General features: G+C 68.6%; 25 protein-coding genes and 2 pseudogenes. 16 read left to right on the forward strand and 11 right to left on the reverse strand.

Annotated elements, in window-relative coordinates; translation table 11 throughout:
* The 4 genes from E2C04_RS14340 to E2C04_RS14355 are packed head-to-tail and all read left to right on the forward strand — an operon-like array spanning nt 1 to nt 5,850.
* Nucleotides 1-2,076, forward strand: coding sequence for an MMPL family transporter (locus E2C04_RS14340; protein WP_229721564.1), 2,076 nt, complete (start codon nt 1-3; stop codon nt 2,074-2,076).
* A gap of 11 nt (nt 2,077-2,087) precedes the next feature.
* Nucleotides 2,088-2,294 carry a YgaP family membrane protein gene (locus E2C04_RS14345; protein ID WP_135833108.1) on the forward strand — a complete coding sequence of 69 codons (207 nt, stop codon included), beginning with the start codon at nt 2,088-2,090 and terminating at the stop codon, nt 2,292-2,294.
* A 14-nt stretch (nt 2,295-2,308) separates the two neighbouring features.
* A complete protein-coding gene (locus E2C04_RS14350; protein ID WP_275106513.1) occupies nt 2,309-2,803 on the forward strand; it encodes a (deoxy)nucleoside triphosphate pyrophosphohydrolase in 495 nt (164 codons plus the stop codon).
* On the forward strand, nt 2,794-5,850 hold the full coding sequence (locus E2C04_RS14355; protein ID WP_238694313.1) for a DUF3427 domain-containing protein: 3,057 nt from the start codon (nt 2,794-2,796) through the stop codon (nt 5,848-5,850). Before E2C04_RS14350 ends, E2C04_RS14355 begins: the two co-directional genes overlap by 10 nt.
* Here E2C04_RS14355 and E2C04_RS14360 read toward each other — a convergent pair.
* A complete protein-coding gene (locus E2C04_RS14360; protein WP_135833109.1) occupies nt 5,787-7,208 on the reverse strand; it encodes a hypothetical protein in 1,422 nt (473 codons plus the stop codon). The two genes, E2C04_RS14355 and E2C04_RS14360, sit on opposite strands and share 64 nt — an antisense overlap.
* A 63-nt stretch (nt 7,209-7,271) precedes the next feature.
* Nucleotides 7,272-7,940: a SprT-like domain-containing protein gene (locus E2C04_RS14365; protein ID WP_135833110.1), complete on the reverse strand. Its 669-nt coding sequence runs from the start codon at nt 7,938-7,940 to the stop codon at nt 7,272-7,274.
* Between the two features lie 150 nt (nt 7,941-8,090).
* On the opposite strand from E2C04_RS14365, the gene E2C04_RS14370 reads away from it, so the two are divergent.
* Complete coding sequence (locus E2C04_RS14370; RefSeq protein WP_135833111.1) at nt 8,091-8,462, forward strand: PH domain-containing protein; 372 nt, start codon at nt 8,091-8,093, stop codon at nt 8,460-8,462.
* 75 nt (nt 8,463-8,537) lie between these two features.
* On the opposite strand, the gene E2C04_RS14375 is transcribed toward E2C04_RS14370, so the two are convergent.
* Complete coding sequence (locus E2C04_RS14375; RefSeq protein WP_135833112.1) at nt 8,538-9,935, reverse strand: dicarboxylate/amino acid:cation symporter; 1,398 nt, start codon at nt 9,933-9,935, stop codon at nt 8,538-8,540.
* A gap of 235 nt (nt 9,936-10,170) precedes the next feature.
* Nucleotides 10,171-10,536, reverse strand: a complete 366-nt coding sequence (locus E2C04_RS14380) for a hypothetical protein (protein ID WP_135833113.1) — start codon at nt 10,534-10,536, stop codon at nt 10,171-10,173.
* Between the two features lie 264 nt (nt 10,537-10,800).
* Between E2C04_RS14380 and E2C04_RS14385 the strand changes: the two genes are divergently transcribed.
* The 9 genes from E2C04_RS14385 (at nt 10,801) to E2C04_RS14420 (ending at nt 17,253) form a co-directional block, all read left to right on the forward strand.
* The gene (locus E2C04_RS14385) at nt 10,801-11,361 is read left to right on the forward strand and encodes a TasA family protein (RefSeq protein WP_135833114.1); all 561 of its coding nucleotides are present in this window, start codon (nt 10,801-10,803) and stop codon (nt 11,359-11,361) included.
* Between the two features lie 171 nt (nt 11,362-11,532).
* A complete protein-coding gene (locus E2C04_RS14390) occupies nt 11,533-13,362 on the forward strand; it encodes an Ig-like domain-containing protein (RefSeq protein ID WP_135833115.1) in 1,830 nt (609 codons plus the stop codon).
* A 174-nt stretch (nt 13,363-13,536) separates the two neighbouring features.
* A complete protein-coding gene (locus E2C04_RS14395) occupies nt 13,537-14,136 on the forward strand; it encodes a TasA family protein (RefSeq protein ID WP_202977806.1) in 600 nt (199 codons plus the stop codon).
* A 155-nt stretch (nt 14,137-14,291) separates the two neighbouring features.
* A complete protein-coding gene (locus tag E2C04_RS14400) occupies nt 14,292-14,738 on the forward strand; it encodes a signal peptidase I (RefSeq protein WP_202977807.1) in 447 nt (148 codons plus the stop codon).
* A 157-nt stretch (nt 14,739-14,895) separates the two neighbouring features.
* Nucleotides 14,896-15,291: a hypothetical protein gene (locus E2C04_RS14405; protein ID WP_135833116.1), complete on the forward strand. Its 396-nt coding sequence runs from the start codon at nt 14,896-14,898 to the stop codon at nt 15,289-15,291.
* Nucleotides 15,281-15,733, forward strand: coding sequence for a response regulator transcription factor (locus tag E2C04_RS22140; protein WP_238694314.1), 453 nt, complete (start codon nt 15,281-15,283; stop codon nt 15,731-15,733). Before E2C04_RS14405 ends, E2C04_RS22140 begins: the two co-directional genes overlap by 11 nt.
* A 29-nt stretch (nt 15,734-15,762) precedes the next feature.
* On the forward strand, nt 15,763-16,017 hold the full coding sequence (locus E2C04_RS22145) for a winged helix-turn-helix domain-containing protein (protein WP_238694315.1): 255 nt from the start codon (nt 15,763-15,765) through the stop codon (nt 16,015-16,017).
* Nucleotides 16,010-16,345, forward strand: coding sequence for a hypothetical protein (locus tag E2C04_RS14415; protein ID WP_135833117.1), 336 nt, complete (start codon nt 16,010-16,012; stop codon nt 16,343-16,345). The genes E2C04_RS22145 and E2C04_RS14415 overlap by 8 nt, the downstream gene beginning before the upstream one ends.
* A gap of 41 nt (nt 16,346-16,386) precedes the next feature.
* Nucleotides 16,387-17,253, forward strand: coding sequence for a sensor histidine kinase (locus E2C04_RS14420; RefSeq protein ID WP_135833118.1), 867 nt, complete (start codon nt 16,387-16,389; stop codon nt 17,251-17,253).
* 13 nt (nt 17,254-17,266) lie between these two features.
* On the opposite strand, the gene E2C04_RS14425 is transcribed toward E2C04_RS14420, so the two are convergent.
* From E2C04_RS14425 to E2C04_RS21090, 3 genes are read right to left on the reverse strand one after another with little or no spacing between them, the layout of a single operon-like run.
* Complete coding sequence (locus E2C04_RS14425; protein ID WP_135833119.1) at nt 17,267-18,088, reverse strand: hypothetical protein; 822 nt, start codon at nt 18,086-18,088, stop codon at nt 17,267-17,269.
* A gap of 49 nt (nt 18,089-18,137) precedes the next feature.
* Nucleotides 18,138-18,806 carry an Nramp family divalent metal transporter gene (locus tag E2C04_RS21085; protein ID WP_275106514.1) on the reverse strand — a complete coding sequence of 223 codons (669 nt, stop codon included), beginning with the start codon at nt 18,804-18,806 and terminating at the stop codon, nt 18,138-18,140.
* Entirely contained in the window at nt 18,746-19,423 is a 678-nt protein-coding gene (locus tag E2C04_RS21090) for an Nramp family divalent metal transporter (protein WP_275106515.1), read from the reverse strand. Before E2C04_RS21090 ends, E2C04_RS21085 begins: the two co-directional genes overlap by 61 nt.
* Nucleotides 19,424-19,613: 190 nt before the next feature.
* Here E2C04_RS21090 and E2C04_RS14435 point away from each other — a divergent pair, with 190 nt between their 5' ends.
* Complete coding sequence (locus E2C04_RS14435; protein WP_135833120.1) at nt 19,614-19,862, forward strand: hypothetical protein; 249 nt, start codon at nt 19,614-19,616, stop codon at nt 19,860-19,862.
* 56 nt (nt 19,863-19,918) lie between these two features.
* On the opposite strand, the gene E2C04_RS22405 is transcribed toward E2C04_RS14435, so the two are convergent.
* The 4 genes and pseudogenes from E2C04_RS22405 to nrdR form a co-directional block, all read right to left on the reverse strand.
* Complete coding sequence (locus tag E2C04_RS22405; RefSeq protein ID WP_238694316.1) at nt 19,919-20,248, reverse strand: hypothetical protein; 330 nt, start codon at nt 20,246-20,248, stop codon at nt 19,919-19,921.
* A gap of 83 nt (nt 20,249-20,331) precedes the next feature.
* Nucleotides 20,332-20,529, reverse strand: a pseudogene (locus E2C04_RS22410) (TSCPD domain-containing protein); the annotation flags it as partial.
* Between the two features lie 176 nt (nt 20,530-20,705).
* Nucleotides 20,706-22,737, reverse strand: a pseudogene (locus E2C04_RS21095) (vitamin B12-dependent ribonucleotide reductase); the annotation flags it as partial.
* A gap of 130 nt (nt 22,738-22,867) precedes the next feature.
* The gene (nrdR, locus tag E2C04_RS14445; protein ID WP_135833121.1) at nt 22,868-23,338 is read right to left on the reverse strand and encodes a transcriptional regulator NrdR; all 471 of its coding nucleotides are present in this window, start codon (nt 23,336-23,338) and stop codon (nt 22,868-22,870) included.
* 345 nt (nt 23,339-23,683) lie between these two features.
* Here nrdR and E2C04_RS14450 point away from each other — a divergent pair, with 345 nt between their 5' ends.
* Nucleotides 23,684-24,019, forward strand: a complete 336-nt coding sequence (locus E2C04_RS14450; RefSeq protein ID WP_135833122.1) for a hypothetical protein — start codon at nt 23,684-23,686, stop codon at nt 24,017-24,019.

Genomic DNA, 24,019 nt, shown 5'->3' on the forward strand with positions numbered 1-24,019 from the left:
GTGACCACCCACCGACGCCTCGTCGCCGGGATCTGGGTCGTCCTCGTGCTCGGCCTCGGGATCTCCGCGCCGAAGGTGGAGCACAACCTGTCCGGTGCCGGCTGGCAGGCCGACGGATCCGACTCGGTGGCCGCCCGCGAGCTCGCCCGCGAGCACTTCGAGGGCAACACCTCCTCGGCCATCCAGGTGGTCGTGCACAGCGACGACGCTCCCCTCACCGAGGGCGACGGACCGGCCGTGCTGGCCGACGTCACCAAGCTCCTCGAGGACGAGGACCGGATCTCGACGGTGATCGCACCGATGCCGGGAGCCACCCTCAGCGAGGACGGGCGTACGGCGGTCGTGCTCGCCGGCGCGGGCGTCGACACCAACGAGATGGTGAAGGTCGCGACCGACATCAAGGAGGAGTTGGGCGACCTCGGGACCGCGTCGGTCGAGGTGAACCCGACGGGCGCCTCCCTGCTGTGGTCGGACTTCAACGAGGCCAACCTCTCGGCGATGCTCAAGTCGGAGATGCTGAGCTGGCCGGCCACCATGGCCATCCTCGTGCTGGCCTTCGGCGCGCTGGTCGCCGCCGGCCTGCCGCTCACGCTGACCCTCGCCGGCCTGGCCGCCTCGGCGGGCTCGCTGGTGCTGCTCAACGAGCTGATGCCGATCTCGATCTGGGCGATGAACTTCGCCATGATGTTCGCGCTCGCTCTCGGCATCGACTACGCGCTCTTCATGGTCGTACGCTTCCGCGCGGCGCGGATGGGCGCGCAGGTCAGCGCCTCGCGCGCCGTCGCGGAGATGATGGACACCGCGGGCAAGGCCGTGCTGCTCTCCGGTCTGACCGTGCTGATCTCGCTGTCGGCCGTGATGCTCGTGCCGTCGCCGTCCTTCCGGTCGATGGCCGGCGGGATCATGATCTCGGTGGTCTTCATCCTGGCGGCCACGCTGACCCTGCTGCCGCTGGTGCTCTTCAAGCTCGACCACCGGATCAACAAGTTCGCGCTGCCGTGGGTCAAGACCGGCGAGCACCGCTCCCCCGCCTTCGCGAAGTGGGGGGAGCACCTGTGGCGTCGCCCGCTCGCCTGGGGCATCGGCACCCTGGTCGTGCTCATCGCCCTCGCAGCGCCGATCATGAGCCTCAAGACGGCCATGCCGTCGATCAAGGTGCTGCCCTCCGAGGCGAGCGCCCGCGTCGGGTACGACGTCGTGAAGGAGGCCTTCGGTGACGGAGCCCCCGGCACGCTGCAGGTCGTCGTCGAGGCCGACGAGGCTGACGAGGCTGCCAAGGTCCTGACCGCCGACCGCGGCGTGGCCGGCGCGATGCCCGCCATGCCGGCCACCGACGACTCGGACCTGGCGATGATCCAGGCCGTGCCGACCGTGGACCCCTCCGACCCGGCGCTGTCGAAGACCGTCGACCGCCTGCGTGCCGACCTGCCCGACTCGGCCCTGGTCGGTGGAGCCGCGGTGGAGAACCTGGACCTGAAGGCACAGCTCGACGAGTCGACCCCGCTGGTCATCGGCGTGATCCTGGTGCTCGGCTTCCTGCTGCTGCTCGTGGCGCTGCAGGCACCGCTGATCTCGCTGCTCGGCACGCTCGCCAGCTTGCTGTCGACGGCTGCAGCCTTCGGTGTCGCGAAGCTGATCTTCCAGGACGGACACCTGTCCGGGATGCTGGGCTTCGAGTCGCAGGGCTTCCTCGACGCGTGGGCGCCGGTCTTCTTCTTCGCGATGATCTTCGCGATCGCGATGGACTACACCGTCTTCCTGCTCGCGAGCGCCAAGGAGCACTACGAGAAGTCGGGTGACCCGCGTGAGGCGATGGTCGGCGCGCTGGCGCACAGCGGCCGCGTGATCTTCGCTGCTGGCGCCGTGATGGTGGCGGTCTTCTTCACCTTCGCGATCTCGGGTCCGATCCCGCCGAAGGAGATGGGCATCGTCCTCGGTGTCGCCGTCCTGCTCGACGCGTTCCTCGTACGCCTGGTCCTGCTGCCCGTGCTGCTGCGCCTCACCGGCAAGGCCGCCTGGTGGACCCCGAACTGGCTCAAGAAGGCGCTCCCCCCGATCACCTTCTCGCACGGCTGAGAGGCGCCGAGATGAATGTCGACCGCGCCGTGCTCGCCATGGCGGGCACCGTCACCCTCATCAGCGTGCTGCTGGTGGCCACGGTCTCGAGCTGGTGGCTGCTGCTGACCGGCTTCGTCGGACTCAACCTGCTGCAGTCGTCCTTCACCGGCTTCTGCCCCGCCGCGATCGTCTTCCGGCGGTTGGGTGTACGCAGTGGGTGTGCGTTCGAGCGCTGAGTGAGGCGCTGCTAGTGGCTGAGGCCCCCTCGTCCGGTTGGGCGAGGGGGCTTTGGTGCTTCGCCCCACTCATCGCGCCTAAGCTGTGGCAAACCGAAGGGGCAGAGCGTGAAGAAGCACATCGACGTGGTCGGAGCAGTCATCCTCCGAGACGGATTGATCCTCTGCGCTCAGCGCGCGGCACGGGAACCTTGGCCGGTTTATGGGAGTTCCCAGGCGGCAAGATCGAACCCAACGAGTCGCCACGTGCAGCTCTGATCCGAGAGATCCGGGAAGAACTGCTGTGCGACGTGGAGGTCACGGACCAGATCACCACGACTCATCACGAATACGACTTCGGCGTGGTAACCCTCACGACGTTCTACGGACAGCTGCTGAGTGGTGAACCAGCTCTCACTGAGCACCAAAACATCACATGGCTCCCCCCGAGCGAGCTACATCGACTGGAATGGGCACCGGCTGACATCCCAGCCGTACGCCTCATCCAGGAGCAACTTGCGTGTCCGTAGACCCGTTTTGGCCTTCGAACGACCTGACACTGGACCTTCACCACGGCTTTCTGAGCGCTGAGACATCGGCTCCTCGTCTACGCCACCCGCACGTCGTCCTCAACGAGGGGACCGAAACAGCTCTCCGCTCCATCCTGGAATCTCTGGCGAGAGCTGATCGCTTTCTCTTCTCCGTCGCCTTCGTGACGCCCGGAGCGATCGCTGCCCTCAAGCAACATTTCCGAGATTTCCAGGGCCAGGGAACGATCGTTACGTCTACCTACCTCGGCTTCAATCCCCCTGCGGCCTTTGCCGAACTGCTCCTCCTCACGGAGGACGGCATCGACGTGCGGCTCCATCGATCGCCGGGGTTTCATCCGAAGGGCTACATCTTCCAGTCCTCCGATGCGGTCACCGCGATGGTGGGAAGCTCGAATCTGACCCCGGCCGCACTGCAACGGAACCACGAGTGGAACCTCAAGGTGTCCGCGTCTCCGGAGAGTGGTCTCGGCCAACAATTCCACCGCATCATGTCGGCCCAGATCGCGCAATCCGTGCCGATCACCGCAGAGTGGCTCGAGCAGTACACGGCTGCCTATCAAGCGCCGAGTCCGCGAGGTGGCACAGAAGTACCCCCACCGAGCGTGCCCGAGTTGCCGTCCCCGCCCCCGTTTGAAGCTCTTGAAGGCGACGGGGCCGCCACGCCCATCACAGACGTTCTCCCCGCCGGGCACCTGCCCGAGACCGGCACTATCACACCCAACGCGATGCAGAAGACCGCGTTAGAGGCCATTGCTGGCGTGCGCGCAGCTGGCGAGCGCCGCGCGATCGTGGTTTCGGCAACTGGGACTGGCAAGACCATCTTGTCTGCGCTCGCGGTGAAGGACGCAGAACCGAGGCGCATGCTGTTCGTGGTCCACCGCGAACAGATCCTCGACAAGACGATTGCTGAGTACCGACGCGTGCTCGGCGGCGCCCCCGGCGACTTCGGCAAGCTCGCAGGATCAACCAGGCAAGCTGACCGACGTTACGTCTTTGCGACGGTTCAAACCCTGAGCCTGCCTCACGTGCTCGAGGGCTTCCACCCGGACGCATTCGACTTCATCGTGTTTGACGAGGCCCACCGTGTGGCCGCGGCGTCGCATCAGAAGGTTCTCAACCACTTCACCCCCGAGTTCGCCCTCGGAATGACTGCTACGCCTGAACGCATGGACGGCCGGAACGTCTTCGAGATCTTCGACTTCAATGTCCCGTACGAGATCAGGCTCAACCACGCCCTCGAAGAGGGCATGCTCTCGCCGTTCCACTACTACGGCATCGCAGATGTCGAGTTCGACGATGGCACTACGACCGACGTCCACACCAGCCTGGCAGGCCTCGTCTCCTCCCAGCGGGTGGAGCACCTTCTAGATGCCCTGCACTCCTACGGCCAGGCGGGAGTTCCACCGCGGGGATTGATCTTCTGTAGCCGGAACGAAGAGGCTCGGGCCCTCAGCGCGGCCCTGAATAGCTCACTCCTGCGCGGCAAACGTCTCCGCACCGCGGCGCTATCGGGCGCCGACTCGGTCGAATCGCGCGAGCGCACCGTTCGACGCCTAGAATCCGGCGAGCTCGACTACGTGCTGACCGTCGACATTTTTAACGAGGGTGTCGACATCCCCTCGATCAACCAGATCATCATGCTGCGGCAGACACAGTCTGCGATTGTCTTCGTGCAGCAACTTGGACGCGGACTTCGCCTTGCACCAGGCAAGGAGTACGTGGTGGTCATCGACTTCATCGGCAACTACGCCAACAACTACCTCATCCCAATTGCGCTCTTCGGCGACGAGTCCTTGAGCAAGGAGTCACTGAGGAAGAACCTCATCGCGGCGGAAGAGCAGGGTTCTCTGCCCGGACTGTCGAGCGTCCAATTCGATCGGATCTCTCAGGAACGAGTGCTGCAATCGATCGTCGACACCGACCTGCAGAGCTCCACCAAGCTCAAGTTCGCCCTCGAGCAGATGAGGAACCGAGTCGGACGTGCCCCGACGCTGTGGGACTTCTACCGATTTGAAGGCACGGATCCAGTCATTCTGGCCACCAAGGAAAAGCACTACCTGGAGCTCACCAGAAAACTGCTCGAGGTTGACTACAAGCTCACTCATCAAGAAGACCGCGCCCTCGCCCTCCTGACGCACGAAGGGTTCACCGCACGTCGCGCCCACGAATTCCTTGTGCTGGAGCAACTGCTGACGGGAGAGGTCCACACGATTGACGAGCTGGTAACGCTCTGCGCACAGGAGGGCCTTGCCACCACAGCCGATCGGGTGCAGAGCGTCATCGACACGTTCACTCTGGTCGAGCACGCCAAGGTCGATCTGGATCGCTACGAGGCGCCCGTTGCCGAACAGGACGGTGACCTGGTCGTAGTGGACGCCGACGTGCTCTCCTCGTACACCTCCAACCCGATCTTCGCCGCGGCCGTCAATGACCTGATCAAGACGGGCAAGGCCCTGACGCGCGAGCGCTACCTTCCCGACCGTCCGTTCACACCGGGCACCCAGTACGGGCGGAAGGAGGTCACACGACTCCTGCACCTCCCGCGAAAATGGACATCGACCCTGTATGGCTACAAGGCAGACGCCACCCGGAAGGTGTGCCCAATCTTCGTCACATTGCATAAGGGCGAGGACGTATCGGCCAGCACCGCCTACGAGGACGCTCTCATCGATCGCAACTCGATGGTTTGGTTCACCAAGAGTGGCCGGACGACGAAGAGCCCCCTCGAGTCAGCCATCATCGCCAACGACTACCAACTCGACGTCTTCGTCAAGAAGTCCGACTCTGACGGGCGCGACTTCTACTATTTAGGGACGGCGAAGGTCACGCGTGCCGAGGACTCGACGATGAAGAATGACAAGGGGAAGAGCCTGCCCGTCGTTAAGACAGTCCTCACTTTCGAGCAGCCAATTCAGCAGGCACTCTTCGACTACTTCCATCCCCACGGTGACCGCCTGAGCCACTACGCCCCCAGCCTCTTTGCCCGATGCGTCCCCGTGGGGTCCACGACGAAGCACTCACCGTGACGAGTGCGCCACCAGTACGTGCCTGGTCCCAGCTGGACGACTTCCACACCGGCATGGGTCTTCCAGCGGTGGTGGCGTCGGTTCAGGGGTTGCGAGTTGTGGGTGCCGGTCTGATCTGGCGGCCCGTGGGCGACCCACGGCTCGGGATGGTCGAAGTCGACGCGACGACCACTCGATCCGGTCGACCAGGGTGCACGATCGCCGCCGGCCAGCAGCCAGATTCGCTCACGAAGCGACTCCGGATGCTCGTACGCCGTCACCCGGACCGCTTCGCGCAGGTCGATGACCGGCTTCACGGTCACGTGCGCGTGACGCAGCAGGTCGACCAGTTGGCTGGCGGCCACGGGACCGTGGTCCTCGACTCGGGCCACCGAACGAGCCGGATCAGCCAGCGCCTTGTCGGTCACGTGCACGTAGAGGCACGAGCTGGGCCTGCGGGTCGGGTCGATCGAGCGCAGGGCGTCGAGGAGGTGGCGCGGGAAGGCGGTGGTGCGCGAGGTCGCCAGATCCTCAGCCGGTTCGGCCACCTCGTCCGTCCGCTCAAGGCCATCGGCGAGCAGCAGCTCCAACAGCTCCGCCGGTCGCGCCAGCCAACCGAACGCCTCCGACCGCAGCACGTCGGCGCTGGGCTGCTCGGCGGCAGGGACCCCGGCGTCGTCGAGCCTCCCGCGCAGGATCTCGGCGACCCGTTGCACCATCGCGTCCACCCACACCGCGTCCCCGGCCTGCACGCGAGCAATAACGCAGCGCAACCCGGCCTCGTCGGTCCGCGAGGTCGTCACATAACGCCGCGCCTTCTCCACCGCCACGCGGTGGGCATGGGCCACCGGGTCGGCCTCGATCACCTTGGCCCGGGCAATCTCGATGACCCGCGAGGGCGACTCCCCCACGATCGCCCTCGACACGGCAGCGTCGACCACACCGACGGTGTCGACTCCGAGGCTGCGGGAGATCACCGCGACCTTGCGCGCGACCCACGGCTCAGCGTCCAGGGACCTCACCAGCGCCCAGGTGCGAGGCAGACGGCGCTGGAGATCCAGCACGTCAGCCATGGCAGCGCGCGCCGTCATCCAGCCGACCTGGCGCACTGCGGCCAGATCCCCGAGGCGCAGGTCGCGCACGAGCGGCGTACCTTCGCCTCCCACCTCGATCAGTCGGTCGAAGGGTGAGGCCGTCGGGTCGTCGAGTGGGTCTGATCCGTGCAGCAGGGCCCACTGGGCAACGAGCTCCAGGTCGCGCACCTCGGCCGCCCGACGGAAGTCCAGGGCGTCGACCAGCTGCGCCAGCACCTCAGCGGCCCTCGCCACCTCGGGGGCACCCTCGACGGCCTCGAGAGGGGCAAGGGAAGTGGTGGGCATGCCTCATTCTTTCGAACATACATTCGAATGCGCCAGCCTCCATTCTGGGTAACTGGCGCGGGGTCACACGCCTTCCACGCCAGCGAACGGCACGGTGACCACGCCGCTCGACGTCCGCAGGTGGTACCGCGTACGCCCCACCTTCTCCACCACTCCCACCGCTCCGGCGAAGCGGCCGGGAAGCAGGATGCGCGCCCGCTGCCCTCGACCGAGCAGCCGCGGCGCAGGCGCCCGCCCCTGCAGCGCAGCGAGCTCACGGACGTACGACGGGTGCATGGGCGCCGACTGACCTCGGTGCGTCCACTCGAAGAGGTGCTCGGGTCGGAACCCCGGCGCGCACTCACGGCAGGACGCCACCCGCTGCGGGGCACGGTGGCGCTCGACCCGGTGGCCGGCGCTGCACACCCCGACCCACGCTCCGGGCACCCGTGGCGCCTCCGCGTCCACGCAGCGACGCCCGGAGCTCCCGATCCGGACGGCGGTGGCGCGCCAGCGCTCCGAGTGGCCCTCGCCCGGACCGACGAGCGCATGGGCGATCTCGTGCAGGACCGTGTCGCGCACCTCGGCCTCACTGTGCAGGCGCGTCAGGGGCGCGCTCAGTGAGATCACCTGCGTGCTGAAGACGCACAGACCAGCCCGTCGTCGGGCCCGGTCGAACCGGAAGGTCCACCCGGCCAGCCCGTGCTCTGCCATCAAGCGCTCAGCCAGGCGCTGCGCCTCAGTCAGTTCCACGCCCGAGATCCAAGCACTCGGTGCCGACAACTTCGGCACGCCCTGCGTTCTCACCCTGCGTCCTCACCCTGTTCACCCACGACTGTCGGCGCCTCCCCCTAGGTTCTGGTCACCGACAAGCACCACACGCCACAGCACCAGGGGGACACCATGGAAACTGCCGCCATCACCAGCTGGACCTTCGTCGCCGAGTGCCCGATCCCCACCGACGTCGGGCCCCTTCTCGTCGACGGCGAGCAGCCGTGGGCCGCGTACAAGACCTTCCGCGACAGCGCCATCTTCACCAACAAGCGCCTCATCGTCCGCGACGCCCAGGGCCTGACCGGCAAGAAGGTCGAGATCTACTCCCTGCCCTACTCCGCCATCACCATGTGGTCGTCGGAGAACGCCGGCAAGATGCTCGACTTCAACTCCGAGCTGGAGCTGTGGACCCGCGCCGGCCACATCAAGATCAAGCTCAACAAGGGCGTCGACATCCGCAAGCTCGACCACCTGATCTCCCACGCAGTGCTCAACGCCTGATCCACTCAGCGGCCGTCGGCACGACAACGGCCCCCGCCCACCAGGGCAGGGGCCGCTGTCAGCGACGAAAGGAGATCAGGCAGCGACCGGCTCGGCCACGACCTCGTCCTTGAGGACCTCGCCGCCGCGCGGGGCGGCGTACACGGCCTCGTCGAGGATGCCCTCGCGCTTGGCGACCAGCGTCGGGACGAGGGTCTGTCCGGCGACGTTGGTGGCGGTGCGACCCATGTCGAGGATCGGGTCGATCGCCAGCAGCAGGCCGACGCCCTCGAGCGGCAGGCCGAGCGTCGACAGCGTGAGCGTCAACATGACGGTCGCGCCGGTGACACCCGCGGTGGCCGCGGAGCCGATGACCGCCACGAAGGCGATCAGCAGGTAGTCGGTGACGCCCAGGTCGAGCCCGAAGAACTGCGCGACGAAGATCGCGGAGATCGCCGGGTAGATCGAGGCGCAGCCGTCCATCTTGGTGGTCGCGCCGAGCGGCACGGCGAAGGAGGCGTACGCCCGCGGGACACCGAGGTTGCGCTCAGTCACCGACTGCGTCAGCGGCATGGTGCCGACCGAGGAGCGCGACACGAAGGCGAGCTGGATCGCCGGCCAGGCACCGGAGAACCACTGCTTCACCGAGAGGCCGTTGACCTTCAGCAGCACCGGGTAGACCACGAAGAGCACCAGCGCCAGGCCGAGGTAGATCGCCACCGAGAAGGTGCCGAGCGAGCCCAGCGCGTCCCAGCCGTAGGTCGCGACGGCCTTGCCGAGCAGGCCCACGGTGGCGATCGGGGCCAGCAGGATGACCCACCACAGCACCTTCTGCACGACGGCGAGGGCGGAGCGTACGACCGCCAGGAACGGCTCCGCGGCGTCGCCGACCTTCAGCGTCGCGACACCCACGGCGATGGCGAGCACCAGGATCTGGAGCACGTTGAACGAGACGCCGATCGAGCCGTCGGGCCCGGCGCTGGCGGCCAGGCCGAGGAAGTTCGCGGGGACGAGCCCGGTCAGGAAGTCGATCCAGGAGCCGGTGCTGCTCGGGGCGGCGGCCGCGTCGGCGCTGACGCTGGTGTTGGCACCGGGCTGCAGCACCAGGCCCAGCACGATGCCGATCACCACGGCGATCAGCGCGGTGCCGGCGAACCAGACCAGCGTCTTCCACGCCAGACGCGCGGCGCCGGTGACCTCACGCAGGTTGGCGATCGAGGCGACGATCGCCAGGAAGACCAGCGGCGGGACGATCGCACGCAGCAGGGTCACGAAGATCGAGCCCACCGTGGTGAGCGTCTCGGTGAGCCAGTTGGGGTCGACGACCCCGGTCTCGGCGTCGACGCCGTCGGCGCCCATCTGACGCGCGACGAGGCCGAGCACGACGCCCAGCACCAGACCGATCAGGACCTGGACACCGAACGACGGGAGCCAGCGGCGACGCGGAGCGGGACCGCTCGCCTTCGCCTCGGTGGACGTGACGGCAGAACTCATGAGGTGCCTTTCGAGGGACACAGTGGGAACACTGCAAGAGGGACACAGCAGGGACGGGTCGAACAGACGGCGGGCCGACCGGGCGGCCCTGATCCGTCACCGACAGCGGGTGCTGTGCGTGCGTGCGAGGTCGACGACGAGCCGGCGCGTCAGTCGCACGCCTGCGTCGAGGCTCGTCACGGGGGTCACGAACGGCACAACACCACGCCCCCGCCAGACATTCCTGCGGCGTACGTCACGCCCACCGGGCCGCGGTCGCCGCGGCCTCCTCGACCACGGCGGCGGTCTCGCCGGCGCCGAGCGCCTCGACAGGCGTACGCCCGCCCCACCGTTCGTCCGAGGTCGTCAGCCACAGGCCGACCGACCACACGGGCGCGCTGGCGAAGGCGGCGAGCACGTCGGGGATGCCGGGCAGGATCGCGCCGTCGGCGACCTGCCAGGTGGGGAAGACCCAGTGACCGTCAGCGGTCGGCAGCGCCAGCACGTCCTTGCCCTCGCGCATCGCCTTGACGTCGGCGGTCGCCAGCGGCTCCTCGGCGCTGCCCAGGACCTCGGCCAGGGAGCGCTCGTCGTAGAAGTCCGGGCCCACCTGCTCAGCCATCGGGTTCATCGCGACCGCCCCTGCCGGCTGGCGTCCTGTCGTCCTCTTGCTCCGTCCACGACCTGCCATGTGCCCCATCCTCCCCCACCTGACACACGGTCCGGAGAAGTCGTGTGTCCGAGCGTTCCGATCCGTGTCCGGACGTGGGAGCTCCCGGGACCTTCACGTGGACGGCCTGTGGATCTGCGCTCCGTAACTTTTTCGTCATCACCCCGTTGCGGCTGGAGAAGCCCCGGAGAAACCACCACCACAGGAGACGAAGAGATGAACGCCGCCACCACCGCCCAGACCACCAGCCGCTCCAAGAAGGTCCTGGTGCCCCTCGCGACGCTGCTCGTCGCCGGTGCCGTCGCGGTCGGCTCCGGTGCCACCTTCACCTCCACCACGGGCAACACGATCAGCGCCGTCACCTCCGGCACGCTGACCCAGTCGAACTCCAAGGACGGCAAGGCCGTCTTCAACCTCACCAACATGAAGCCGGGCGACACCGTCACCGGTGCCCTGACCCTGAAGAACACCGGCTCGCTGCCGGCGAAGTTCACCCTCACCGAGACCAAGTCGGTCAACGGCTTCGACGGCTCGCACCTCAAGCTCGTCATCACCGACACCAGCAGCGGCACGCAGGTCTACACCGGCACCTTCGGTGGCCTCGAGGACGGCGTGAAGAAGGCCCTGGGCCAGTTCGCCCCGGAGGAGGCCCACACCTACTCCTTCGCCGTCAGCCTCGACGCGGCGGCCGACAACACCCAGCAGGGCAGGACGGCCAACGCCACCTACGCCTGGGACTCGGTCCAGCTCGACGGCGAGAACATCGACCAGCGCTGACCCGCACACAGCAGCACGCAGCCCCACCTCTGCACGGGCCCCGGCCGTTCCGTAGCAATTCGTGGAACGACCGGGGCCTTCGCGTGACTCCCGGTGGAGCGCGCCTCCGTAGCGTTGACACCACAGTCGGGCAAGAGCCCGACACCCACCCACGGACGACAGGAGCACCCGGTGACCACTCCCCGCCGCCACCTCCGTTCGTGGGGAGCGCTCGTCGCCGCCGCCGCCCTCACCGTCCTCGCGGTCAACGGCCCGACCACCTCGGGCGCCACCTTCACGTCCACCTCCTCGGCCACCGGTCAGGTCACCGCTGCCGCCGACTGGACCGCCCCGACCGTCGCCGTGACCTCCCCCGGCAGCACCGTCAAGGACGTCGCCACCATCGCCGTCGAGGCGACCGACGCCGAGAGCGGCGTCGCCCAGGTGACCCTCGAGCAGCTCGCCCCCGGCACCGACTCCTGGGTGACGATCTGCACCGACACCTCGGCGCCCTTCAGCTGCTCCTGGGACACGCGTACGCTCGCCGACGGCACCTACTCCCTGCGCGCCCGTGCCCTCGACCGCGCAGGCCTCGAGGCCACCTCGACCGAGGTGCGTACGACGGTCGCCAACAAGCTCTTCGTCACCCTCGACGCCCCGGGCGACGACGTCCGCGGCACCGTCGCCCTGACGACCACCGTGCACAGCGCCGGCTCCCTCACCCATACCGTGCGCCTCGAGTACGCAGCCGCCGACTCCACCACCTGGAGGACGATCTGCTCGGGCCTGAAGAGCCCCTACGCCTGCTCCTGGAACACCACCTCGGTCACCTCGGGTGACTACGAGCTGCGCGCCGTCGTGGTCGACAGCCTCGGCCGCACCGTCGCCACCTCGGCGGTCGTCGAGGTCACCGTCGACAACGTCGCCCCGAGCGTCGCGATGGTCGACCCCGGCAGCCCGCTGAGCGGCACGCGCACCTTCTCCGCCACCGCCAGCGACGCCCACTCGGGGCTCGAGCTCGTCACGATCCAGTACGCCGCCACCGGCACCTCGACGTGGCGCGACCTGTGCGCGCCCACCCAGGAGCCGTGGTCCTGCCGCGTCGCCACCTCGACGCTGGCCGACGGCAGCTACTCCTTCCGCGCCGTCGCCACCGACAACGCCGGCAACACAACCACCTCGGCCGCCGTCACCCAGCGCCTCGTCGACAACACCGTCTCCTCGGTCTCCGTCGACGGCCCCGACTTCATGACCGGCACCGTCACCGTCACCGCCGCGGCCAGCTCGACGGCAGGCGTCGCCCGGGTGCGCCTCCAGTACGCCCCCGACGGCAGCTCGACCTGGACCGACCTGTGCACCGACACCGCTGCCCCCTGGTCGTGCGCCTGGGACACCAAGACGGTGGCCAACGGGACCTACTCCCTGCGCGCCGTCATGGTCGACGGACAGGGCCGCAGCCTCACCTCGGCGGTCGACCCCGGCCACCGCGTCGACAACAGCCCGCTGCGCGGCCTCGACGTGCAGACCGCCAACGGCGGCTACGCGGCCGGCAAGGCCGACTCCGGCGACACGGTGACCTTCACCTACAGCGGCGTGGTCGCCCCCGGCAGCCTGATGGCCGGCTGGGACGGCTCGGCGCGCAACGTCACCGTCCGGCTGCGCGACGGGGGCCTGCTCAAGCTGGGCAAGACCGACGACACCCTGGACGTGCAGACCCCCAACGGCGGCACCGTGCACCTCGGCCAGGTGAACCTCAAGGGCGACTACGTACGCAGCGGCCGCACCGCGACGTACGGCTCGACGATGACGGCCACCACCCAGACCCTCACCGACGGCACGCAGCGCACCGTCGTGACCCTGCGCCTGGGCTCGGTCACCTGGTACCAACTCACCAACCCCCGCACGGTCAAGACGACCGGGACGATGGCCTGGACCCCCTCGGCCACCGCCCTCGACACCCTCGGCCGCCCCTGCTCCACGGCCGTGGTCAACGAGTCCGGAGCAGCGGACCGCGAGTTCTGAGCAGGCATGTTGCCCGCCGTGTCATCCGGTGTCATCCGGTGGCCAACCGTGGCCAGAACCGGGATGTCCCGGGGAGCTCGCGGGGACGTTCTGTGGATCGCTGCTCCGTAGATTTTTCCTTGTCAGGCCGAGGAGCGAGAAGAAGCTCCGGCCACCACCCCAGGGAGAAACACGATGAACGCCGCCAGCCCCGCCAAGACCACCAGCCGCTCCAAGAAGGTCCTGGTCCCGCTCGCCACCCTGCTGGCCGCCGGTGCCGTCGCCGTCGGCTCCGGTGCCACCTTCACCTCCACCACCGGCAACACGATCAGCGCCGTCACCTCCGGCACCCTGACCCAGTCCAACTCCAAGGACGGCCAGGCGGTCTTCAACCTCACCAACATGAAGCCCGGCGACACCGTCACCGGCTCGCTCACCATCACCAACACCGGCTCGCTGCCCGCCGCCTTCTCGCTGACCGAGGTCTCCTCGACCAACACGTTCGCGAAGGACAAGCTGACCTCACCATCCGTGCCGCCAACGGCGCCCCCGTCTTCTCCGGCAACTTCGGTGACCTCGAGGACCGGAAGAAGAACGACCTCGGCACCTTCGCCCCGGCCGCCGCGACGACCTACACCTTCACCGTCGCCCTCGACGCCTCCGCCGACAACACCCAGCAGGGCAAGACCGCCAGCGCCGTCTACGCCTGGGACTCGGTCCAGCTCACCGGCGAGAACTTCACCGGCTGACCCGGGCGCTCGACCGCACCCGCTGAACCCCGCTGAAGCCCGCTGAAACCAGGAGAGACCGATGCCCCGCCCCCTCACCGTCGTCCGCACCGTCGCAGGATGGATCACCAACCTGCTGCTGGTCGCCGTGGTGCTCGGATGCGCGGCCTACGTGGCTCCCGGCTTCTTCGGCTACGAGCGCTACGTGATCACCGGGGCTCCATGTCCGGCACCTTCGAGAAGGGCTCCCTGGCCTTCGAGAAGCAGGTGCCGGTCGCTGACCTCGAGGTCGGTGACGTCATCACCTACCTGCCGCCCGCCGACAGCGGGGTCAGCACCCTGGTCACCCACCGCATCGTCTCCATCGAGCCGGGCGAGGGAGGCACCCGGGTCCTGCAGACCCAGGGCGACGCGAACCCCGACCCCGACCCATGGGAGTTCAGCCTCACCTCCCCCACCCAGCCCGTCGTGGTGCAGACCGTCCCCGCCCTGGGGCACGTCTTCATCGCCCTGGCCAACCCCCAGGTCCGCATCCTCGTGATCGGTGCCCCCGCAGCACTCATCGCCCTGATGGCCCTGCGCGACCTGCTCGTGGCCCTGCGCCCGCACACCCCGTCAGCAGGGGGGCGCATCCGGAGCCAGGCTCCCGGAGAGACCTCTCCGGCCTGAGCCGGCTCACCCCCAGGCCCCAGGCGTTCCGCGTAGCAAACCGTGGAACGCCTGGGGTTTGGCTGTGGAAGAGCCGAGGGATGCCGATTCGTAACGTTGAGCACCACTGCCCCCACCCCCCAGACTTCACCTTGAACGCACGGAAAGGAGCCACCCGATGAAGCGTCAGACCACGTGGGCCTCACGCCTGACCGCCGTCACGACGGCCCTCATCTCCCTGCTCCTCTGCGAGCGGCTCACCCACGACCTCTCCACGAGCTCGATCGTGCTCCTCGCCACCGTGGCCGCCCTCGGCCTGGGCGCCGCCGTCAAGATGGCGCTGCACAACTGCTTCGAGTCGCACCTGCTCGTCAGCCTGGTCACCGGCGCCACGCTGGTCGGCACGTTGCTGAGCGTGACCGTGGGCCTGCCGGGCGCCAGCCGCTCGTCACTCACCCCCGTGCACGCAGGACTGATCGGCCTCCCGATCCTCACCCTGGGCCTGCAGAACGCGGACGCCCGGTTGCGGCGCCGCCGCCGGGACGTCGCAGCGGCGCACCCGTATGCTTCCTGACCATGGCCCCCAGGTGCTGGTCGTCGAGGACGACGACAAGATCGCCGCCCCGCTCGTCCGCACCCTCGAGCGTGAGGGCTACGACGTCAGACGGGTGGCGGAGGGCCAGCCGGCCCTGGAGGCCATCGGCACCAGCCAGGTCGACCTGCTGCTCCTGGACCTCGGCCTCCCCGACATGGACGGCCTCGACGTCTGCCGCCGCGCCCGCGAGGGCGGCTTCACCGGCGGCATCATCATCCTGACCGCGCGCGACGGAGAGCTCGACCGTGTGGTCGGCCTCGACGTGGGCGCCGACGACTACCTGGCCAAGCCGTTCGGGCTGGCCGAGCTGCTGGCCCGCACCCGCGCGCTGCTCCGGCGCAGCGCCGCCGCCCCGCGGCCACCGCGGCAGCGACGAACGCCGCAGCCCCCGCCTCCCGGGGAGCCGACGGGCAGGGCCTGAGGGTCGACGTACAGGCGCGGAGGATCTGGGTGCGCGACGAGGAGCTCGCCGTCACCACCAAGGAGTTCGACGTGCTGGCCCTGCTCGACGCCGTCCGCGGGGCAGTGGTGAGTCGCGAGCAGCTGATCAGCGACGTGTGGGACGAGAACTGGTTCGGCTCCACCAAGATGCTCGACGCCACCATGGGTCGCCTGCGCCAGAAGCTCGACGAGTCGGAGGCGCCCGTGCGCATCACCACCGTCCGCGGTGTCGGTTTCCGCCTGGAGGACGCAGCGGATGCGTGAACGCCTGGTCATCGCCCTGATCGGCATGACCGTCGCGATGATCGCGATGTACGGCGTCCCGCGCGCCTACGTGCTGGCCGACCTGGTCAACGACCAGGAGAAGCTCAAGGTCGACCGCTCCTCGGTTCTGCTCGCCGCCCTGGTCACCGAGCGGACGCGCGGCGCGGGTGAGGTGGACGAGGAGTTCCTCTCCGAGTTCGTCCTCGACCGCGGCTCAATCAGCTACGTCTCCCCGACGGCGAGACCGTCGAGGTCGGCGACGCCGGGGACCCCGAGGGCAACCTCACCCGTACGCGCGAGCTGCCCGACGGCGGCAGCGTCACTCTGACCCGCTCCAGCGACATCGTCCGCGACCGCACCTCCCAGGCGTTGCTGCCGCTGATCACAACCGGCCTGGGGCTCACCGTCTTCGCCGCCATCATCGGCTTCATCCTGGCCCGACGGCTCTCGCGTCCCTTCGACGAGCTCGCCGAGGCTGCCGAGCAGATCGCGCACGCGAAGTTCGACGTGGACCTCCCGCACTACTCGATCCCGGAGGCGGAGGCGATCGGCAGCGCGCTCCGGCTGGCGTCGTCGCAGCTCGACGAGCTGCTGCGACGCGAGCGCGAGTTCGCGGCCAACGCCTCGCACCAGCTGCGGACCCCCATCACGGCGCTACGGCTGACGCTCGAGGACCTGACGATGTGGCCCGAGACCCCGCCCGCGGTGGCCGACGAGCTCAACGCCAACATCAGCGAGCTCGACCGCCTCAGCGCCGCGATCAACGAGCTGCTGGAGCTCTCCCGCGGGAAGCGGCTCGGCGAGGCCGTCGACGTCGACCTCGACCTGCTCGCCTCCGAGGCCGTCGTGCGATGGCGCGCCCACGTCGAGGAGGAGCCCGGTCGTACGCTCGTGCACGCGCCCGCCGACCCCTGCCCGGCCCATGTCCCCCCGGGACCCGTGCTGCAGGTGCTCGACGTGCTGATCGACAACGCGCTCTGCCACGGCCAGGGGCGGATCACCGTCGGCGCCCGCCGTCGCGGACAGTTCGTCGACCTGGTGGTCGGCGACGAGGGCCCGACCACCATCGACGAGGCGGTCTTCCAGCGCGGCGCCCAGTCCGACACCAGCGAGGGTCACGGGCTCGGGCTCACCATCGCCTCGCAGCTCGCCGTCGCGGCGGGTGGCCGGCTCTCGGTCGCGGACGCGGAGACGACGACCTTCGTGCTGTCGCTGCCGGCGCTCGACCCGGCCTGATCGTCGCCGAGCCTCAGGCGACCTCGAGCGGCCGGGACCAGGAGAGCCCGTCCTGGGTGAGCAGCGACGCCTCGCCCGTGACGGTGGACTTCAGGGAGACCAGGAACTCCTCGCCGTTGCTGGCGAAGCCAGCGTGCCTGACCGTGTCCGGCAGCGGGATCTCCACCACCCCGTCGGACTCGTCGAAGAGACCGGCCTTGACCTGGATGGTGTCGTAGTCGTTCGTGACCGAGGGGTACTCACCGTGCTCCTGCCTCCAGGCCTCGACGGCCTCGGCGAGCTCGTCGGTGGCGCGGATGAGCGCCTCGTCCTGCGCCTGCTCCAGCGCGACGTCGACGCGGAACGCCCCTTCCTCGTACGAGACGCTCTCACCGGAGTCGGTCGAGAGCGTCCAGCTCACGAGGGCGCCGTTCGCCCACGTGACCTCGAACCTGTCGGCCAGCTCGACGCCCGCCGGCCTCAGCGTGCCGAAGTCACTGTCCGGGTCATCGGTGAAGGTCCCGTTCCGGCCACCGCCGCCCTCCCCCACCTCGGTCTTCGCGAACTCCTCGAAGAGCACGGCCTCGTCGTGGAGTTGCCGCTGCTGCTGGCTCAGCGCCGCCATGGTGATCGTCCCCTTCACGAGGTCGATCCCGTCCTGCGTGCTCGCCGCGTCGTCAGCCTCCGCCTCGGGAGGCTTCGCCTGCTGACCGGGCTCCTCGACCGCCGTCCCCCACTCGGAGGGGTCTGGCTGCTCCGCCCCGCCGCACCCGGCGACAAGCGGCGCGGCGACGAGCAGCAGGGCGAGGCAACGACGACGCAGGCGCAGTGGGTCCCGCTCGGGGTGGATGGGCATGGCCGGACGCTATCGCTGCTGCCCGGGCCGCACGCGACCATTTCGAGGATCAGACCAGCTTGGAGACCTGGTTCCACAGCTCGTTGGCCGCGAGCACCACGAAGGCCAGCGCGATCAGCGTCATCGCCACGTTGGACCACGTCCTGTTGCGCCACTCGCGGGGCACGCGGTCGCTGTTGAGCAGCCACAGCAGCGTGATCGCGAGGAACGGCATGAAGAAGGCGCCGAGCACGCCGTAGGCGAGGATCAGCACGACCGGCTTGCCGAGGAACATCATCACCATCGGCGGGAAGGTGAGCCACAGGATGTACGCCCGGTACCAGCGCCCGTGCGCCAAGCCGTCACGGTGGTCCGGGGCGAGCTTGCGGGCCCGCGCCACGAAGTCGGCGAACATCAGGCTGACGCCATTCCACACACCCACCAGCGACGACATCGCGGCCGCCCAGAAGCCGACCAGGAAGATCTTGCCGGCCCACTCGCCGTACCGGTCGTCGAGCACCTCACTGAGGTCGAGCAGGCCCTGGTCGCCGGTCGAGACGGCGATCTGCGCGGAGTACAGCAGTTCGGCGCCGACGACGAGGGTGGCCAGGACGAAGATGCCGGTCACGGTGTAGGCGACGCGGTTGTCGAGACGCATCACCCGCATGTGACGCGGCGTCACCCACCCCTTCTCCCGGAGCCAGTAGCCGTACGCCGCCAACGTGATCGTGCCGCCCACGCCCCGGCCAGGCTGAGCACGTAGACGATGCCACCGTCGGGGATGCGCGGCACGAGTCCGCCGAGCATGTCGGGGATGTTGGGCAGGGTCAGGACGGCGGCGCCGACCATCGCGATGAACATGAGCCCGACCAGCGCGGCGCAGACCTTCTCCACCGCCGAGTAGCGGCCGAACCAGACCAGGAGCAGGCCGACGAGCCCGCTGAGGATGCCCCACCACGTGACGCTCAGCCACGGGAAGAGCGAGTGCAGGGGCAGGCCGGTGCCAGCCATGGCGGCTGCGCCGTACACGAAGCCCCAGATCACGATGTAGATCCCGAAGTACCAGGTCGCCCAACGACCGAGCGACTGCCAGCCCTCGAAGATCGTGCGGCCCGAGGCGAGCGAGTAGCGCCCCGCACCCTCGACCAGGACGACCTTCATGACGCACCCGAGGACCACGCACCACAGCAGCGCGTAGCCGTACTTGCTACCCGCGATGAGGGTGGCGACCAGGTCGACCGCACCGACGCCGGTGGCCGCGACCACGAGGCCGGGGCCGATCACCTTCCACTTCGGGGGTGCCACCTCGGTGGCGAGGCCCGCACCCGCGGGCGTCGACGGAGTGTGCTCGCTCATTCCGGTGGTGTCCCCACTGCGGGGTGGTCGCGAAACGTACGCCGCGCCCCCACTGGCCGACCTGCGCTACCGCGTATTGGTGAACCTGCCGCAGGAACCGGGTTTCCCGTTTGGGTCCCTCCTGACCGCGGGAAGCCTTTCGGCAACGGCGCCGCGGACGACCCCGGCGCCGGTCCCGGGAGGTGGTCGCGTGGTTCGAGCACCAGTCACGGGCGTCCTCGTCGGGGCAGTGATCGTCGTCCTGGCGCAGTGGGGTCCCGTCGCCTCGGCCGCCGGGGACGTCCCCCTGGTCACCTGCGCCGGCGCCACCCTGCGGACGATCGACCAGCGGATCGAACACCTCGTCGAGGTCGTCGAAGCGGTCGAGCGGGGCGTGAGCCCGCGGTCGCTGCCCGCCGCACCGACGGATCCGGCACTGGGGGCCTGCGGAGTCCAGTGAAACGGGACCGGCCCCGAGAGGAGTTCCTCTCGGGGCCGGTCCGGTGGTTCAACCGATCAGCTGCAGCCGCTGGTCGAGCCGCAGCCCTCGCAGACGTAGCAGGAGCCGGCGGGACGCATCTTCGTGCCGCAGGTCATGCAGAGCGGCGAGTCGACGGCGGTGCCGGTGATCTTCTCCAGGAGCTCGGCGGAGGTGTGGGCCTCGCCGACCACGGGCTGCGCGGGGACCTCGCGGGCCTCGGAGCCGTGGGTGTCCTTGGTCTCGACCTCGATCGCCTCGGCGTGGTCGGTCTTGAGCGACTCGGCCTCGCTGAGCTCCACGAGCGGCTCGTAGGAGCCGGTCTCGAGGTGGCGCTGACGCTCCTCGGCGGAGTAGATGCCGAGCATCGACGCTCGTCGAACGACATGTAGTCGAGCGCCAGGCGACGGAAGATGTAGTCCATGATCGACTGCGCCATCCGGACGTCGGGTCGTCGGTGAGGCCGGCCGGCTCGAAGCGCAGGTTGGTGAACTTCGAGACGTAGGTTCTCGAGCGGCACGCCGTACTGCAGGCCGATCGACACGGCGATCGAGAAGGCGTCCATCACGCCGGCCAGGGTCGAGCCCTGCTTGCCGAGCTTGAGGAAGACCTCGCCGAGCTCGCCGTCCTCGTGGGCACCCGAGGTCATGTAGCCCTCGGCGCCACCGACGGTGAACGACGTCGTACGCGAGACGCGCGACTTCGGCAGGCGCTTGCGGGTGGGGCGGTAGACGATCTTCTCGACGACCTTGGTCTCACCCTCGGCAGCGGCAGCCGCAGCGGCGTCCTTGTCGGCGGCGTCCTTCTTGGCCTTGCCGCCACCGTCGGCCAGGGGCTGGCCGACCTTGCAGTTGTCGCGGTAGACAGCCGTGGCCTTGAGGCCCAGCACGACTGCATGTAGACGTCCTCGATCTCCTCGACGGTCGCCGTCTCCGGCAGGTTGACCGTCTTCGAGATGGCGCCGGAGAGGAACGGCTGCGTGGCGGCCATCATCCGGACGTGGCCCATCGGGGCCAGCGAGCGCGCGCCCATGGCGGTGTCGAAGACCTCGTAGTGCTCGGTCTTCAGGCCGGGGGCGTCGATGACGTGGCCGTGCTCGCCGATGTAGGCGACGATCGCCTCGATCTGCTCCTGCGTAGTAGCCCAGCTTCTGAGGGCACGCGGGATGGTCTGGTTGACGATCTGCATCGAGCCGCCGCCGACGAGCTTCTTGAACTTCACCAGCGAGAAGTCGGCTCGATGCCGGTGGTGTCGCAGTCCATCATGAAGCCGATGGTGCCGGTCGGCGCGAGCACGGAGGCCTGCGCGTTGCGGAAGCCGTTGCTCTCGCCCAGCTTGATGACGTCGGCCCACGCCTGGGTCGCCATCTTGAGGACGCGGGCGTCCTCGGTGTGCAGCACCCGCACCTGGTCGTTGGCGGCCTGGTGCTTGCGCATGACGCGCTTGTGCGCCTCGGCGTTGCGGGCGTAGCCGGCGTACGGACCGACGACCTTGGCCAGCTCGGCGGAGCGCTTGTAGGACGTGCCCGTCATCAGCGAGGTGATGGCGGCAGCCATCGAGCGGCCACCCTCGGAGTCGTAGCCCAGGCCCATCGCCATGAGCAGGGCGCCGAGGTTGGCGTAGCCGATGCCCAGCTGGCGGTAGTCGCGGGTGTTCTTCTCGATCGACTCGGTCGGGAAGTCACCGAAGGCGACCGAGATGTCCATCGCGGTGATGATGAACTCGACGGCCTTGGCGAAGAGCTCGCGTCGAAGGTGTCGTCGTCCTTCAGGAACTTGAGCAGGTTGAGCGAGGCCAGGTTGCAGGCAGAGTTGTCGAGCGACATGTACTCCGAGCACGGGTTGGACGCGGTGATGCGACGGTCTCGGGGTTGGTGTGCCAGTCGTTGATCGTGTCGTCGTACTGCAGGCCGGGGTCGGCGCACTCCCAGGCCGCCTTGGAGATCGTGCGGAAGAGCGAGCGGGCGTCCACGGTCTCGATGACCTCGCCGGTGTCGCGGGCACGCAGCCCGAACTCCTTGCCCTCCTCGACCGCACGCATGAACTCGTGTCGGTGACGCGCACCGAGTTGTTGGCGTTCTGGTACTGGACCGAGGTGATGTCCTTGCCGCCGAGGTCCATGTCGAAGCCGGCGTCACGCAGCGCGCGGATCTGTCCTCCTCGCGCGCCTTGGTCTCGACGAACTCCTCGATGTCGGGGTGGTCGACGTCGAGCACGACCATCTTGGCGGCACGACGCGTGGCGCCGCCCGACTTGATGGTGCCGGCGGAGGCGTCGGCGCCGCGCATGAAGGAGACGGGGCCCGAGGCGGTGCCACCGGAGGAGAGGAGCTCCTTCGAGGAACGGATGCGCGAGAGGTTGAGGCCGGCGCCGGAGCCGCCCTTGAAGATGAAGCCCTCCTCCTTGTACCAGTTGAGGATGGAGTCCATCGAGTCGTCGACGCTGAGGATGAAGCAGGCGGAGACCTGCTGCGGCGAGGAGGTGCCGACGTTGAACCAGACCGGCGAGTTGAACGAGAAGTACTGGTTGACGAGCAGCCAGGTCAGCTCCTCCTCGAAGACCTTGGCGTCACCGGCCGCGAAGTAGCCGTGCTCGATGCCGGCCGCGGTGTAGGTCTTCACGACCCGGTCGATGAGCTGCTTGAGGCTCCACTCACGCGCGTCGGTGCCGACGGCGCCGCGGAAGTACTTGGTGGTGACGATCGTGGAGGCGTTCACGCTCCAGAAGTCGGGGTACTCCACACCGCGCTGCTCGAAGACCGTCTCACCGGTCTTCCAGTTGGTCTGGACGACGTCGCGCCGCTCCCAGGTGATCTCGTCGTACGGGTGGGTCCCCTCGGTGCTGAAGACGCGCTGCATCTTCAGTCCACCCTTGGTCACCGTCTCGCGGCCATGGAATCTCCTCAGTTCCTCGTGCTGACAACGTTGTCTGTTCGTGCGTCTGGGGCCCGGCACGCAGCTTCCCCACTGCGTACCGGGCGGTCTGTGGTCAACCGGTCGGGATCGCGGCGGCGTTGCGCTCGGCACGCATGACGTCGATCTCTGCCTCGAAGTCGGCCGCGCTCTCGAAGGCGCGGTAGACGGAGGCGAACCGGAGGTAGGCGACCTCGTCGAGGTCGCGAAGGGGGGCCAGGATCGCCAGGCCCACCTCGTGGGCCTGGATCTCGGCGGAACCGGTGGCGCGCAGGGCGATCTCCACCTCCTGACCCAGGCAGGCCAGCTGGTCCTCGGTCACGGGGCGGCCCTTGCACGCCTTGCGCACACCCTGGACCGCCTTGTCACGGTTGAAGGGCTCGCTGGCGCCGGAGCGCTTGAGCACCGTCAGCTGCATGAGCTCGACCGTGCTGAACCGCTTGCCGCACTCCGTGCAGGCACGACGACGACGGATCTGACCGCCGTCCTCGGACACGCGCGAGTCGAGGACCCGGGTGTCGGTGTGCCGGCAGTGCGGGCAGTGCATGGCGTTCCTTCTCCCTGTGGATGAAGCCGGTCCAACTGTGGATGATCGTGCTGCGGGCTGTGCATCCAATGTCCACTTCTGTGGACTAGATGTGGAAAACCACAACCGTGTAACTACTAGATGTTGTGGTAACCGTACGCGCCCTCCCCAATACTTGGCAAGCGGATCGCGCGAACTCCAGCCACATCGCGGGACGACAGAAAGATCGACCGCCATCTGCGCAGGTCACAGGCCCGACGACGACCGAAAAGGCGTCGCCACCGAAGGAGTTCCGGCCGCGTGACGCGACCCTCTCCGGGCGCCGAAGAAGGCACGCCGCGGCCACTCTCCTGACAGAATGGCGCCGTGGCCCAGGGGAAGCGTGCAGGTTCGAGACGAGCAGCTCCCCCGCCGCGGACCCTGAACACCGCAGCACTCGCGTACGCCGGTGGGATCACGCTCTGCGTCATCGCTTGGGGCTACCTCGTCTACGCGGCCATCGACTTCGGGTCGAGCGCCCGGGCCGGCAACGCCGGCGCCTGGCTCCTGCTCATCCTCGCGGGCGCGGGGGCCGCAACCTGCCTCTTCGTCGGCCTGATGCTCTTTGCGCGCCTCGGGTCGGCGCTCGGCGCGACCCGCCCTCCCCAGGGCGATGGATCAGAGCCTCCGCGGCCTACCGGCGGACGTCGCGCCGCCCGCTGA

This window comes from Nocardioides daphniae, from assembly GCF_004777465.1.
GTDB lineage: Bacteria > Actinomycetota > Actinomycetes > Propionibacteriales > Nocardioidaceae > Nocardioides > Nocardioides daphniae.

Excerpts from the sequence above, each read along its gene's own strand:
- E2C04_RS14345 (WP_135833108.1), top strand. The coding sequence starts at position 2,088 with ATGAATGTCGACCGCGCCGTGCTCGCCATGGCGGGCACCGTCACCCTC.
- E2C04_RS14360 (WP_135833109.1), bottom strand. The coding sequence starts at position 7,208 with ATGCCCACCACTTCCCTTGCCCCTCTCGAGGCCGTCGAGGGTGCCCCC.
- E2C04_RS14370 (WP_135833111.1), top strand. The coding sequence starts at position 8,091 with ATGGAAACTGCCGCCATCACCAGCTGGACCTTCGTCGCCGAGTGCCCG.
- E2C04_RS14375 (WP_135833112.1), bottom strand. The coding sequence starts at position 9,935 with ATGAGTTCTGCCGTCACGTCCACCGAGGCGAAGGCGAGCGGTCCCGCT.
- E2C04_RS14380 (WP_135833113.1), bottom strand. The coding sequence starts at position 10,536 with ATGGCTGAGCAGGTGGGCCCGGACTTCTACGACGAGCGCTCCCTGGCC.
- E2C04_RS14385 (WP_135833114.1), top strand. The coding sequence starts at position 10,801 with ATGAACGCCGCCACCACCGCCCAGACCACCAGCCGCTCCAAGAAGGTC.
- E2C04_RS14395 (WP_202977806.1), top strand. The coding sequence starts at position 13,537 with ATGAACGCCGCCAGCCCCGCCAAGACCACCAGCCGCTCCAAGAAGGTC.
- E2C04_RS14400 (WP_202977807.1), top strand. The coding sequence starts at position 14,292 with ATGTCCGGCACCTTCGAGAAGGGCTCCCTGGCCTTCGAGAAGCAGGTG.
- E2C04_RS14405 (WP_135833116.1), top strand. The coding sequence starts at position 14,896 with ATGAAGCGTCAGACCACGTGGGCCTCACGCCTGACCGCCGTCACGACG.
- E2C04_RS22140 (WP_238694314.1), top strand. The coding sequence starts at position 15,281 with ATGCTTCCTGACCATGGCCCCCAGGTGCTGGTCGTCGAGGACGACGAC.
- E2C04_RS14415 (WP_135833117.1), top strand. The coding sequence starts at position 16,010 with ATGCGTGAACGCCTGGTCATCGCCCTGATCGGCATGACCGTCGCGATG.
- E2C04_RS14425 (WP_135833119.1), bottom strand. The coding sequence starts at position 18,088 with ATGCCCATCCACCCCGAGCGGGACCCACTGCGCCTGCGTCGTCGTTGC.
- E2C04_RS21090 (WP_275106515.1), bottom strand. The coding sequence starts at position 19,423 with ATGAGCGAGCACACTCCGTCGACGCCCGCGGGTGCGGGCCTCGCCACC.
- E2C04_RS22405 (WP_238694316.1), bottom strand. The coding sequence starts at position 20,248 with ATGCTCGGCATCTACTCCGCCGAGGAGCGTCAGCGCCACCTCGAGACC.
- nrdR (WP_135833121.1), bottom strand. The coding sequence starts at position 23,338 with ATGCACTGCCCGCACTGCCGGCACACCGACACCCGGGTCCTCGACTCG.